A 13506-nucleotide genomic window follows, 5' to 3' on the forward strand; every position below is an offset into this window, starting at 1 on the left:
CGACACCTTCGCTTCAACCAGATACCTGATAGTACGTAAGAAAGTAAGTCTGCGTCAATCACGCTTCACGGCCACACATCAAAGAAGAATCTTACTTACCATAGGTTGCCTAACTCGGGACCGTGCTCTAGTCTCGGGGAAGGTCGGCGCGCATACGCGTGAAGGTCTAGCAGGAGTGACTCCGCAACTCAACGACGATTGGTGAAGCCGATGAACATCCCGATGTCACCTCATCGACGACAGGTCGGGGTGGGCATTATCGGCGCTGGCCTGGCAACCCAAGCCGTCCACCTTCCCGTCCTCATGCGTTGTGCGGACCAGCTCCGAACGATCGCGATCGCGTCGCGCGACCTTGACACGGCGGCACAAGTGGCGACCCGGGTCGGCGCTGCCGCACTTACCGACGTGGACCTCCTGCTTGCGGATCCGAACGTCGAAGTCGTCGCAGTGTGCTCACCGGACGATATGCATGCGCAGCACGTTGTAGCCGCATGTGAGGCCGGCAAGAAGGTTGTGTTCTGCGAGAAGCCGCTCACGACGTCGTATGACCAACTTGCGTCCATCGAAGACGCGGCACGGGCGAACGGCACGCGTCTCGTGGTCGGGGCGATGCTCTCCTTCGACGACGCCTGGCGATCCGCGTTGATTCGATGGCGAGATCAAGCTCTCACCGCAACGTTCGTCCGATCGACCATGTTCCTCCCCTTGAATCCGACGCGACAGGCACGCGTGGAAGATCTTCTCCCCCGGAGCCCGCGTCCGCCGAACGATCTCAGCTCGCCGCAAGGACGCTACAACGCCTTTTCGGGGTCGGTGTTAGGGCTGGCGACGCATGCTCTACCTCTGGTGCATTCGCTCATGCCGGGGCTCACGAGCGTCACTGACGCTCGCTGGTTGATGCCGTGGGGATACGCGATCACGCTCTCCGATGGGAGACGCGCCGCAGAGCTTCTCGCACTCATGCCCGGGCCATGGGAGACCGACTGGGCGTTCGAGGCATGGAGTGGGCGAGACCGGATGCTCATAGCGTCCCCCCCTGCGTTCGTTCACGCAGGCTCAAGTCGGGCCACATTCGAGCACGACGGCGACATCGTCCTTCTACATTCCGAAATGAACGGATACGAGTCGCAATGGCGACATGTCGCCGATGTCGCGCGCGGCAGCGAACCCTCTGTGGCCCTCGATGACGTCATAGCCGAGACTCGTCTCGCGCTCGACATCATCGACGGCGCACGAGCGTACTTCGAAGGGGCAGCGTGACCATGACAGTGTTGAGAAGCATAAGTATCGATCCCGCAACACCATCGCTCACGGTTGCACGCTTGCGGGAGGCAATCGCCTCGATGCCTCTGCGGCTCAGCGAGCAGTTGGCATCCGACGGCTCCGCGACAACGCTCTCCGCGTCATCACCGCGATTTCAGGCGGCTGCCGCGCAGGCGCGAAAACTGAACACTCCTGTGCTCGTCACGGAAGTGACCTATCTCACCGTCGAACACCTCGAGTGGTTCGCAGATCAGGCCGCGAGCGGAGCACCCGTAGGTTTCCTGCTCGATCATTCTGGGAACCGGATCCGCGAAACTGCGGATCAACAGCTTCGAGGGGACCGGCAGCGCCTCACCCTCGCGACATGTGTCATGACGCATTCCGACCGCGAGGGACTCCCCACCGAGGGGATGCTCGTCGAGCAACTGGCGCTGCTGGATCTCTTCGGCCTGTCGAACTTCGACTCGGAGCGGACGACACTCGCCGATACCGGCTACGTTGCCCACGGCCGCTTCGGCACGGTAGAGGCAAACCTCACCGGGATTGTCGGTGGTTCGCAAGATCGCATCGAACTTCATTTGTTCGGCGCAGACGTGCACTGGCGATTCGCACATCAGTCGCCTCGGTCCGCCCAAACGAGCGAGCTCATGCGAGAGGACGCGGACGGCCGCTTCACGTGGCCATCCGCGTACGAGACGACTGCTCGAGACCACCTCGTGCAGTTTCACCGCACAATCTCCAACGGCGAAGCACCGCTCGTCGACGTCCCAGCGATGATTCGCTACAGGACAATCGCCCGGGATATCGCCCGACGCGGCGATAGACGCGCATCCACAGACCGAGCCACCGCGAGGAGAACAGAAAGAACATGACCGATCTCGACGACGACGACTTCGTGCCGCTCTTCAATGGCGAGAACCTCGACGGCTGGTTCGCGACCCCACGAACCTACGGAGAAATGTGGCCGGGCGGCCCCACCCTGCAGGAGCTGCGTCCAGGGTTTCCCGCCGACTACAACGAGAGAGCTGCCGCCCACGCCGCCAAGTGGACAGTTGAGGATGGTGCAATCGTCGGCCGCCAGGACGAACCTGGCAGTGGTTGGGGGGGATATCTTGTCAGCGAACGCAAGTTTGGCAACTTCGAGCTTCTCATCGAGGCGAAACCGGATTGGCCGGCAGATACCGGCATCATGGTTCGCAAGCGTCCGGACAGCTTCCACGGTTTGCAGGTCCTCGTCGATCATCGACAGTCCGGTTCCATCGGCGGCTTTTACGGCAACGGGCTCGGCAGTTTTCTCGGCGTACCGTTCGCACTAGATGCCGAGTACGACGCCTCAGGAACGCCGGTCGGCTTGCGAGAGGACGATCCAAAGACATCGCTTCAGCCAATCGACGATGCGAAGCGCGGTCTGCTGACCTACGTGAGTGACGTTGATGACTTTCTCGCTACCTGGCGGTTCGGCGACTGGAACGAGTTCAGGATTCGCGTAGTCGGTGCGAAGCCGACCGCCACCGTGTGGATAAACGGTCTGAAAATCGCCGCGATCAACCTCGCAACCATCTCTGCGCCGAATTATGACGCAGACGCAGTGGCCAGCTTCCTCGGCCCGAGCGGGCACATCGGGCTCGAAGTCCACGACAACGACGTCGCGATGGGTGAAAAGAGATGGGGTCCAGGAGCCGCCTGCCGCTGGCGCAACATTCGGGTGAAAGAGCTCGCGCATGAGTAACGACCACCCGCAAGCCGAGCACGAGAAACACGTCTCGAATCGAACCGAAAGGAGCGCAGGAATGGACCGGTTGTCGGGTCTGACTGAGTTCGTCAAGTTGATCCTGAGTCCATCGGGGCCCTCCGGCATTCCCGCGGTGCCGAGCATCGAGGATATGCGTCGCAGAGCGCGCCGTAAGCTGCCCAAGATGATCTTCGACTTCGTCGAAGGCGGCGCAGGCGACGAGACAACGCTCCGTTCGAACGAGTCCGACTTCAACGAGGTGAGATTTCGACCTCGCACACTCGTCGATGTGAGCGCGCAGGATACATCAGCCGCGTTCGCCGGCCAGGAGTTCCCGCTCCCGCTCGTGCTCGGGCCGGCTGGCCTCGTGCGCGTTGTGGGCAACGGAGGCGAGCTCTCCGCGGTAAAGGCCGCAGGTGCTCGTGGAATTCCCTACACGATCAGCACCTCTTCGGCGTGGTCGATAGAGGAGATCGCCGACGTGGCGACCGGGCCGCTCTGGTTCCAGCTCTACCTTTGGCGGAGCCGAAGCCTGATCGAGAATCTTGTCGCGCGCGCCAGATCGGCGGGCTGCTCCGCCCTCGTGCTTACTGTCGATGTCCCCTTGAACGCGAACCGAATTCGCGACCTCCGAAACGGCATGTCGATCCCCCCGCGAGTCACGTTTCGCAACGCCGTAGAGGCCGCTCGGAGACCGCGGTGGATGCTCGATATGATGCAGCCGCCTGCGATCGGATTCCGTAATTTCCAGGGCGTGGCCGAAGGGGACAGCAGTACATCGCATAGCGAATTCATCAATCGTGAACTCTCCAACTTGACTGCGACCTGGGAAGATCTGGCTTGGCTGCGCCGAGTCTGGGATGGGCCTCTCTACATAAAGGGCCTGACGACTGTCGAAGATGCCCGGCTCGCCCTGTCCGCGGGCGTCGACGGCATCATTGTTTCGAATCACGGCGGCCGTCAACTCGACGGACTCCCGAGTTCCGTCAGCGCATTCGCCAGAATCGCGCGCGAGTTCGCGGGCGAGACTGAGCTGTTCCTCGACGGCGGCATTCGTTCGGGGGTCGACATCGCGAAGGCCCTCGCTATGGGCGCTACTGCCGTTACCGTTGCTCGCAGCTGGGTATACGGAGTTGCTGCTGGTGGGGAACAGGGCGTCACTCGAGTGATCTCAATCTTCGAACAGGAGCTTCGGCAGACGCTGGCGCTTCTCGGCGCATCCCACTCCCGCGACCTCAACGAGAGCTACGTGGACGCTCCTCGCCATTGGCTCGCTTCTCCCGACGCCTCCCTCCACGATTAGGAACAACGCGAGAGCCCCCTGGATACCGACATCCAGGGGGCTCTGTTTCACTTGCTCGCTACGGCATGAACGCGTGAGCGGACTGCCCGCCGTCCACCCAGAGCGTCTGGGCCGTGATGTACGAAGCCTTGTCGCTCGCGAGAAACGCAACTGCCTCAGCGATGTCGTCTGGCGTGCCGATGCGTCCGATCGGCTGATGTCTCAGCATCAGTGCCATCGATGCGTCACGATCCTCGGTGCTGTCGAGCCACTGATAGAACATGCCGGTGCCAACCGTACCTGGGGAGACAGCGTTTACGCGCACGCCGAAAGGTGCGAGATCCAGCGCACTGCTGCGCGTCAGCCCGAGCACACCGGCTTTGGACGCGGCGTACGAAGATGTCTGCGGCAACGTGCTGCCGGCGTGTACTGACGAGATGTTCACGACGGACGCGGCCGGAGCTGCCCGCTTCAGATGCGGGACCGCGGCGTGCATAAACAAGTAGACAGATCGCAGGTTCACGGAGATCGTGCGATCCCACTCTGCAGCACTGACCTCATCGATGCCTTTGCCGTCCTGGATACCGACGTTGTTCACGAGCACATTCAGGCCGCCAAATGTATCAACCGCAGCCGCCACTGCGCGGTCGACGTCCCGCTCGGCTGCGACATCGGCGACGACAGCGAGCGCACGTCCACCACGGGCGACGATCGCATCGGCTACGTGATGCACGTTGGGATTGACATCCACGACGACAACGGACGCCCCCTCCTCTGCGAGCAGCAGCGCGATGCCCTCGCCGATCCCGGTGGCAGCACCGGTCACGATCGCAGTCTGATCTTCGAATCTCATGGTGTTGTTCGTGCCTTTCGTTGTGGGCTGTTGATGGACCTAGAAGACTGCGACCGGGTTGACCGGGCTGCCGGTGGAGCCGACCAGTCTCAGCGCGGGGACAGAGAGGAGGAACGTAGAGCGGCCTAGCTCTCGGGATGTCTCCGACAGCGGCTCTAGATCGCAATTGTCGATCAGCCGAAGACCCATCGCCACGATGCTGATTGCGTGAATCGGCATCGGCATGCCGACGCCGGCATACGGATTGGGTAGCGCATCGTTTGCCGTATCGGAACCGATGAGAGAGACCTCGCGCTCCGCGAAGAGCGGCAGACAGCTCACGTCCCATCCCGGATAGCCGTCGTCGAAACAACTGGGACCGTGCTCGCGACGCCGCCGCCCGAATCCCGTCCGCAGAAAGACCGCGTCGCCTTGTTGAATACGAAACCCGTGCGCGTCCTCGATCCTTCGAATGTCGTCGGCGCTGACCGTCTCCCCGGGATCCAGCCAGCGTCGACCATAGAATCCGGCCGCATCTATCAAGACCCCCCGTGTGGTGATGCCATCCTGCGTCGACCTCACATCGTGGATCGTCGCTCCGTCCGCGGCTGTGACCTCGTCTGCGCGTCGGCCACCGTACATCAGTCCGTCCCAGAAGCAGTGCGAGAGAGCGTCGATGTGGGTGATCGTGTAGCCGTGAAAGCTCATCGCAATCCGTTCGGATGCGAAGTCGAGCCGCGATGCATCCGCACCCTCGGGCTGGGGGCGGTGGCCCACCGACTCCCCAGTTCGCAGCATCTGTCTCGCGGGAGGGTCCTCTTCGTCAGGCATGTGAGGATCTATATCCCAAGACAGCGACACGCTCCGGCCTACGGAGACCGTCCCAATAGACTCCTTCATCACCTGCGGCGTGATGTAGTTCAGCGCTCCTGCCGTGTCATCCGCACCCCACCTCTCCCACGTGCACAGGTCGATGGGCAGCGAGAGCGCCGACTCGACGACAGGCCTATCGTTCGCCCGATCAGCGTTCTCCGGCATGCGATCCTTCGCTGGTCGGCGGGTTGATGAGTGATCCATTACTCGTACGGGCACTCTTCGGTGGTGATGTAGAGGTACTGCTGAGACTCTTCACTGTCGATGTTCTCGGTCGTCAGATGCCCCAGTGGCGGAGCAGACCATTCGGACTGCGGTCGGGGCTCCAGCGCCTCCCCCTTCGGATGGGTGCGGATCGCTTCGGCGATCTCAGTGATCGCCGCCTCTCCTCGAGCGAAAGCCGATTGCGCGAAGACATCACTGATGTAGCCAGCGCGGAGCGCGTCGATTGCGACCGGGTCGCCGTCCCAGGCCCACACTGTGAGCTCTCCCGGCTTGACCTTGAGCTGCTTCAAAGCCGCCACCACTCCAACGGAGTCGGGTCCGTTGGAGGCCAGAATCATTTTGAGGTCGGGGTTCGCGAGCACGATGGAGGTGGCGGCTGTCGTGGCCTTGGTGACGTCGAAGTTGGTGTACTCGATCACGACCTCGATGTCGGGCCGCTCGGACTCGACAGCCTCGACCAGCGGTTGCCACCGCACCTCTACAGGCGCGATGCCCGCGGTCCCGGCGAGAACCGCGATCGTTCCGGGGCCGTCGGGGAGGCGCGCCAAGAACTCGTCGACGAGCTCGTCGGAACTGAAGTCAACGTAGGGGACTGAGTAGAGTGCCTGAGGCTCCATTGGCTGAGTTCCGACCACGGGGATGCCCTTGCTCATGAGCGTCTTCGTCTCGTTCACCAACTGTGAACTCTGGAACAGATTGAGAAAGTAGCCATCCGGGTTCGTGAGCGCGGCGGCGTTGTAGCTCGCCTGGAGACCTGCGGGCTCTGTCGTCGGAGTCGTGAAGAACTGCTGATCGACGTTGCCGTCCTTCTCCGCTCCGGACTTCGCGCCACACATCACCGTTTGCCAGAACGAGTCCTGAAGGTTGCCGATAACTGTTGCGATCTTCACACGCTCAGCGCCGCCGTCGGCACTACTTGTTGCACTCGGCGCACCGCCGCCGGTGCACGCGGACAGCAGAAGTACCGCAACGCCAGCTGTCGACAACGCTACGAACGTCTTCTTGCTTTTCATATTGTGTTTCCTCTTCTTTGAGTTGGTCTAAAGGTGTGCAGCGTCGCTGAGAGATCCTGCGCGCTGGGTTACGTATCTTGTCGGCCCTTCGCGCGGAACCGATCGAGAGCGACCGCCGCGATAAGGACGGCTCCAACCGCGATGAGCTGCCAGAAAGACGGGACCCCGATGATGATCAGTCCGCCCTGGAGAAGAACCGTGAGCCCGACGCCCCACACCGTTCCGGCGAGGCTCAGCCGGCCGCCCTCGAGCGCAGTGCCGCCGATGACGACCGCGGTGATCGCCGCGAGTGGATCGTTCGCATGTCCGGTAACGGTTGTCGCGCCATAGTGGGCGATCGACACGAAACCTGCAAGACCCGCTGTGAGCCCGCTCAGCGCGGCCAGGCCGAGAATGAGGCTGCGCACTCGGATGCCCGCCCGCTGCGCGGCCACCCGGGATGATCCGAGCGAAAGGGTATGGACGCCGAGTTTGCTGTACCGCATCATCACCCACAGGAGCAGAGCGACGAGTACCGCGACAAGCACCGGCAGAGGGATAGGGCCGATCGTTTGAAGTCCGAATCCGGACTGGAGTTCGATCGGAAGCTGGCCGATATCCGAGCCGCTCGTAAGGAGCAGCGCGACTCCCGTTGCAATCCCGGTCGTGCCCAGGGTGGCGATCAGCGAGTTCACCCCGAGAAAGCCGATCACGAACCCATTGATGAGACCGAAGAGCACGCCCACGAGAAGAGCGACGAGGAGACCCATCGTGATTCCGAGGCCCGGCGTGGCGTAATTACCTCCGGCATCCATCGGGCCGCTGAACTCCAGCATCGCCCTTGCACCAAAGACGGACGAGAGCACGAGGTTCGCACCGACAGAGATGTCGATGTAGCCAGCGGCCAAGAACACCGCGAGACCGAGCGAAATAAGCATCAACTGCGTGCCGGCAAGCGCAAGGGACTGAAAGTTCTGCAACGACCAGAACACGTTGCCCGGTGAGAGAAGTCCGAATACCAAGATCAATACGAGATCCAGAAGAAGCACCCACGTGCCCCCCGCACGGAGCCATTTCACGAACGACGACGGCCCCTTCACGCTTCGAAGATCGAGGTCGACTTCCACAGCGCCGGTCGCGGTCGCCGATTTCGAGCGGAGGTTCATGCTGCCTCCGCTCGGTAGCCGACCATCGTCGCTACGACATCGGGCACAGTCAGCGTGTCTGCCTGCTCGTCCAGCGCCGTCGCTCCGCGCCACAGCACGCAGACCCGATCCGCCACCTTCAGCACTCGCGGTAGATCGTGTGACACTACGAGCACTCCGAGGCCCCGCTCAGCGACGGTGCGCATGAGGTCGCACACGATCTCGCTCTGCCGCGCGCCCAGCGCCGCGGTCGGCTCGTCCATGAGAACCGCTGTACGCGACCACATAACTGCACGCGCGACAGCAACGGCCTGTCGCTGACCACCAGATAGGTCGCGGATCTGTACGGACAGAGACGGAAGTTTGATCGAGAGCTCTCGCAGAGCTGCGTCCGCACGCTCAGTCATCTCTGCCCGGTTGACGATCCCCAACCGGCCGAGCACCGATCGTGCCATGAGCTCGTGGCCGAGGAACATGTTGTCGACGACCGAAAGATCGGGTGCAAGCGCGAGATCCTGATGTACACAGTCAACGCCGCGGCTTTGAGCGTCACGGATCGAGCCAAGCTCGACTTCCTCTCCCCCGATAATGAGCTGGCCAGAATCCGGAGTGACGATGCCAAGCAGAGTCTTCAAGAAGGTCGATTTTCCTGCGCCGTTGTCTCCGAAGAGCGCGACGACCTCTCCCGGTCGGACCGTGACACTCGCGTCGGACAACGCCTGAACGTGCCCGAAGCGCTTCGCAATAGAGCGCCCCGCGATCGCCACTCGTTCAACTTTTTGATCGACGGGCACTGCGCCAGGAAGTGCTGGATCGGTCGGTGACGTCCTTTCTCCACCGCCCGCACCGCTTGTATGTTCGCTGTCCACGAGTTGTGCCTCCACATTGAGTCGTCCTGATCGACGCGGGTCGCGTCGATGTGGTTCCAGTTCTGATGGCCCTCGGCCTTACCCGGGTCCTCTTGTCTCTCGTCCATTCACTCAGCGACGAGAGAATGAGAATCTAGAGGAAACTAAAGTAAGTAAGATTGACCAGTGCTCATGAACATAGAGCTCTCTGGATCGAGTGTCAACAGCTCGGCGAAAACTCGCCCCGTCCACTCGTTCTCGCGCTAAGGCAGCCCGGTTTCGCCCGCAGAGCACCTATTTGAATGTCACTCGCACGCCGGAGTTCGACATCACAAATACCCGCCCCACGGGCGCTACAGCAGCCACGAGGCGGGTATTGAGAGGGTGCGAGAGGCTACTTGAGCGCGCCCGCCGCGAGGCCTCGTTCGAAGAAGCGCTGAAAACTGATGTAGGCGATGATCACGGGGAGCGCGGTGAGTACGGCTGCCGCAAGAACCTTTGTCTGATCATTGTTGAACTCGCCGACGAAGTACTGCGGTACGAGCGTGATCGTTTGCATGTCAGGCGTCTGCAGGAACAGCAGCGGAAGCAGATATCCGTTCCACGATGAGATGAAGACGAGCACGACGATCGCTGCCGCGATGGGCCTTGTGAGCGGCAAGATGATGTGCCAGAAGACCAGAACATTGCTGGCGCCGTCGACCCTCGCCGCTTCGGCGAGTTCGTTCGGTACCCCATCGACGAAGTTTCGAGCCAGCAGGACAGCGAACGGAATGTAGAGCGCAGCTGCCGGGATGATGACGGCCAGATACGTGTTGTAGGCACCCGCCGCCGTGACCGTGGCGAACAGGGGTGCAATGAGCACGACTTCGGGCAGCGTTAAGCACACCAGCAGCATCCAGAAGTAGATCTCTTTGCCGCGGATGCCGAGCTTCGACAACCCGAACGCAGCCGTCAACGTGCAGACCAGAACGAGGGCTATGACGCCCGCTGAGATGATGACGCTGTTGACGAAGAACCTCGGCAAGGTGCCCATCTCGAGGACGGTTCGATAATTTTGCCACCCAGCGCCCGCGAGCGAACCCGTCACCATCGCGACAAGCGGGAACACGAAGGGCACGACGATGACGGTGGCAAGAAGCTGGAGTACGAGCTTGCTGCGCCTGGTGCGGAGGTCAAACACGGGACGTTACCCTTTCGCGTCGAGCCAAGTTCATGATGATTGCGACGGTGAGCGCAACGATGAGCAGCACGATGGACAGTGCTGAGCCGTACCCGACTTGCGAGAGTGCGACGCTGACGTCGTAGATCTGCGTGCCGAGAAATTCGGTGGAGTTGTTCGGTCCACCATCGGTGATAAGGAACGGTATGTCGAAAACCTTGAGGGAATCGATCGCAGTGAGCACTGCGATCGCCACGGTCGTACCACGCACGCCCGGCCAGACGATGCTGCCGAGAACTCGTGCTTCGCCAGCACCGTCCAAGCGCGCGGCTTCTAAAGTGTCCAAATCGATCTGGCTCATCGCGGCGTAATACAGGACGAACATGATTCCTGTCGTCTGCCAGACCGCGACCGACATGACCACGATCAGCGCGGTGGTTCCGTTCGCAAGCCACGCGGAGCTAAGCGCACCGAGCCCAATTGCATCGAGCACCGAGTTGAGCTGCCCGTCCGGCGCATAGATTTCGCGAAACACGGGTGCCACCGTCGCGGGTGCGATCACGACCGGGATGAAGATGAGGACCTTGTATAGCGTCCGAAGGTAAATCTTCGAGTGCAGAATTGATGCCATCGTGAACCCGAGGATGACCTGCGACGCGAAGACGACAACAAAATAGAACGCTGTGTTCCTCAACGACTTCCAGAACACGGGATCCTCAACCATACGCGCATAGTTGTCGATCCCGACGAAGCTCTGCCTCGGAGATGCGCCGTCCCATTCCATGAACGACAGCATCCCTGTGTAGCCGATGCAGTAGTACAGCACTCCGACGGATACGACGATCGCTGGCAAGATCCAAGGCAGTCCCGCGTTACGCTTTTTTCGCGATACGACCGTGCGCCGCGGGCGCCCTGTGACGAGCGTCGCAGTATCAGGGGCCGGCGCTGTGACACGTGACGAGATGTTCATCGATGCCTCTCTTGGTGACCGCACTCGTTGGAAGCTGCGGCCACCCTCACGAACTGTCGTCTTTTTACTCGGACACCGGGTTAGCGTCGAACACCGCTTGAATCGACGCGGCCCCTTCTTCCGGTGTCGCTTGACCGCTTACCACCGCCTGGTTTGCGTCCGCGATTGCTTGCAGGTTGACTCCCGGCAGTCCCTTGCGCTGCTCAGTGGCCGCACTGTAGTCCGCGTAAAGCTCCTGCAGGAGCGGTAGCTGAACATCGGGGTTCACCAGCTCGAGAGAATCCCACTTCGGTTCGATGCCCTTCAGCGTCGGAACGGAATCCATGTTGTCGGTGACCGCCTGCTGGCCTGATTCGGTTCCGCCTAGCCACAGCGCGAACGTCGTCGCAGCGTTGCGTACCTTCGACTTTGCGTTCACGGCTTGCGCCGCATCGGGTTCAATGAACAACGTCGGGGGGTTGCCCTTACCCGCGACATCCGGAAAGTCGACAGGCACGATGGTGATCGGTTCAGTGCTCGCTGGCACACCCGCTCCAGCGAGCGCTGCGGTCATGCTGTTCGTCGTCATGTATTGGGCGTACCAAGAGCCCATCTGCACCATCGCGACCTCGCCGGAAAGGAAGGCGTTGTTCACGTCCGGGTACTGCTGAATGCCAACGCTCCCGGGATCGAGGATGCCTTCGCTTTCGAGGCTCGCGAATATTTCAAAGGCTTCCACAATGGCAGGATCTGTCCACTCCGCCTCACCATGAATGGCCTTCTCATAGAGTCCGGGTTCGATGCTGTTCACGATCGAATGCAACGTGTCGACGTCGAAAAGTTTCGCCCCGACTCCCTCTCTGAAGCACCCGTACCCGTTGGAGCGGAATACTTCACAGACCTCTTTCCACTCCTGAAGATTGGTCGGCGCCTCCAGCTGGAACTGGTCGAAGAGATCTTGATTGATCCACATTCCACCAGCGCCGATACGAGCCCACGGCATTGCGACGAACCGATCGTCCTCGTCGGTGAACGCCTCGACTCCGAGATCCCAGACCTGCGATTTCCAGTCGGCACCCATGAGCTTTTCGGCATCCGCCGTCAGGTCCGTGGCGTAATCGCCGAACAGATCGATGGGACCAACGGTGCCGACCGCCGCAACGGTGAAAACATCGGGCCCCTCGTTCGAAGCGAGCGCCGGCCGCATGACCGCGTTGTAGTCCCCGCTTGGGATCTTCTTGTAGACCACCTCGATGTCGGGATATTCCTCGTTGAACGCGGCGATCTCTCGCTCTGCGAGGTCGTTATCGGGGGTCCACGACCACCAGTTCACGGTGCCAGAGGTCGCGGAACCGCCATCACCGCTGGCCCCTCCCCCGGCAGCGCAGCCCGAGACAACGAGCGTGGCGGCGGCTCCGAGCACGAGCGCCTGCATGATTCGTGAACGACTGCGGGACACGTTTGGTCTCCTTTGATCCATGGTTCCCTGCGCATTAGGTGCGCCGGGACCGCGTTGTGTGACGCTTGGCTAGGAGTTTAGTTTCGTCGTCGCGCCAATTGCAAGTAGTTGGGTACGAAAGTTATGGAACCTAAGTACGAAAGTTATCGCACTCGATCAACTTCGATCTCAGCGCCGTTCACCCGCGCGTCGCTCCTCATCCGACATGCTGCATACAGACGCTCGACGGCTTCAATCGTCGAGGCCGATGCACGTACTCCCTGCTCGAGTTCACTTGCAAGAAGCCTCCGCACGGTCTCCTTGGCGATTCCCGCGTCCTTCGCGAGAGACCGCATCGAGCGGCCTTGGGCTGCGAGTAGCCGGAGATACTTCGCCGCTCTCCGCGCGTCGCGCGATTCCTCGCGGGGCAAGATCCCCGACCGCCGGGCGTACTGAAGCTTGTACGCCCGGCGCGCATCGAGACACGTCATGCCCGTTACGGGATCGCGTGAGCAGGCGCGAGTGTCTCTGCATCCCGCGATGTAGCCTGCCGCAGTTCCATGCGCAATCGCGGTGCCATTGCCCGATGCGCGAGCAGCCTTGTAGCTCGCGTAGTAGCGCTGGCGCGCCTCGGAGCACGTCAGTTCCGCGCGATCCCTGTTCGGACAGACTTCGACGCTCCGGCATCCGCGCTTGTACCCCCACGACGTGCCGTGAACGACCGTTCGTTCGGGCGGCGAGGCAAGTCGATCGAATTCCGTGGCA

The 13506-nt window shown here is 61.6% G+C and carries 12 protein-coding genes; 4 read left to right on the forward strand and 8 right to left on the reverse strand.

What is annotated here, in order from left to right; all coding sequences use genetic code 11:
• The first annotated feature begins 210 nt into the window (after positions 1–210).
• Genes ACWAT3_RS11655 through ACWAT3_RS11670 form a run of 4 tightly spaced genes read left to right on the forward strand, consistent with a single transcriptional unit; the run spans position 211 to position 4298 of the window.
• Positions 211–1260, forward strand: coding sequence for a Gfo/Idh/MocA family protein (locus tag ACWAT3_RS11655; RefSeq protein WP_460798618.1), 1050 nt, complete (start codon positions 211–213; stop codon positions 1258–1260).
• On the forward strand, positions 1257–2135 hold the full coding sequence (locus ACWAT3_RS11660; protein ID WP_460798620.1) for a hypothetical protein: 879 nt from the start codon (positions 1257–1259) through the stop codon (positions 2133–2135). Before ACWAT3_RS11655 ends, ACWAT3_RS11660 begins: the two co-directional genes overlap by 4 nt.
• On the forward strand, positions 2132–2992 hold the full coding sequence (locus ACWAT3_RS11665; RefSeq protein WP_460798622.1) for a 3-keto-disaccharide hydrolase: 861 nt from the start codon (positions 2132–2134) through the stop codon (positions 2990–2992). Before ACWAT3_RS11660 ends, ACWAT3_RS11665 begins: the two co-directional genes overlap by 4 nt.
• Positions 2985–4298 carry an alpha-hydroxy acid oxidase gene (locus ACWAT3_RS11670; protein WP_460798624.1) on the forward strand — a complete coding sequence of 438 codons (1314 nt, stop codon included), beginning with the start codon at positions 2985–2987 and terminating at the stop codon, positions 4296–4298. The genes ACWAT3_RS11665 and ACWAT3_RS11670 overlap by 8 nt, the downstream gene beginning before the upstream one ends.
• A gap of 58 nt (positions 4299–4356) precedes the next feature.
• Here ACWAT3_RS11670 and ACWAT3_RS11675 read toward each other — a convergent pair whose 3' ends face one another.
• From ACWAT3_RS11675 to ACWAT3_RS11710, 8 genes are all read right to left on the reverse strand, one after another.
• Complete coding sequence (locus ACWAT3_RS11675) at positions 4357–5130, reverse strand: SDR family NAD(P)-dependent oxidoreductase (protein ID WP_460798625.1); 774 nt, start codon at positions 5128–5130, stop codon at positions 4357–4359.
• A 39-nt stretch (positions 5131–5169) separates the two neighbouring features.
• Positions 5170–6147, reverse strand: a complete 978-nt coding sequence (locus ACWAT3_RS11680) for a cyclase family protein (RefSeq protein ID WP_460798627.1) — start codon at positions 6145–6147, stop codon at positions 5170–5172.
• Positions 6148–6185: 38 nt separating this feature from the next.
• A complete protein-coding gene (locus ACWAT3_RS11685; RefSeq protein ID WP_460798628.1) occupies positions 6186–7220 on the reverse strand; it encodes a sugar ABC transporter substrate-binding protein in 1035 nt (344 codons plus the stop codon).
• 68 nt (positions 7221–7288) lie between these two features.
• Positions 7289–8365, reverse strand: a complete 1077-nt coding sequence (locus ACWAT3_RS11690) for an ABC transporter permease (RefSeq protein WP_460798630.1) — start codon at positions 8363–8365, stop codon at positions 7289–7291.
• The gene (locus ACWAT3_RS11695) at positions 8362–9213 is read right to left on the reverse strand and encodes an ATP-binding cassette domain-containing protein (RefSeq protein WP_460798632.1); all 852 of its coding nucleotides are present in this window, start codon (positions 9211–9213) and stop codon (positions 8362–8364) included. The genes ACWAT3_RS11690 and ACWAT3_RS11695 overlap by 4 nt, the downstream gene beginning before the upstream one ends.
• Positions 9214–9586: 373 nt before the next feature.
• Positions 9587–10375: a carbohydrate ABC transporter permease gene (locus ACWAT3_RS11700; protein ID WP_460798633.1), complete on the reverse strand. Its 789-nt coding sequence runs from the start codon at positions 10373–10375 to the stop codon at positions 9587–9589.
• Positions 10368–11324, reverse strand: a complete 957-nt coding sequence (locus tag ACWAT3_RS11705) for a carbohydrate ABC transporter permease (protein ID WP_460798635.1) — start codon at positions 11322–11324, stop codon at positions 10368–10370. Before ACWAT3_RS11705 ends, ACWAT3_RS11700 begins: the two co-directional genes overlap by 8 nt.
• A 64-nt stretch (positions 11325–11388) precedes the next feature.
• Positions 11389–12762, reverse strand: a complete 1374-nt coding sequence (locus tag ACWAT3_RS11710) for an ABC transporter substrate-binding protein (RefSeq protein WP_460798636.1) — start codon at positions 12760–12762, stop codon at positions 11389–11391.
• Positions 12763–13506 lie beyond the last annotated feature (744 nt).

Source organism: Microbacterium sp. GXF0217 (assembly GCF_054798195.1).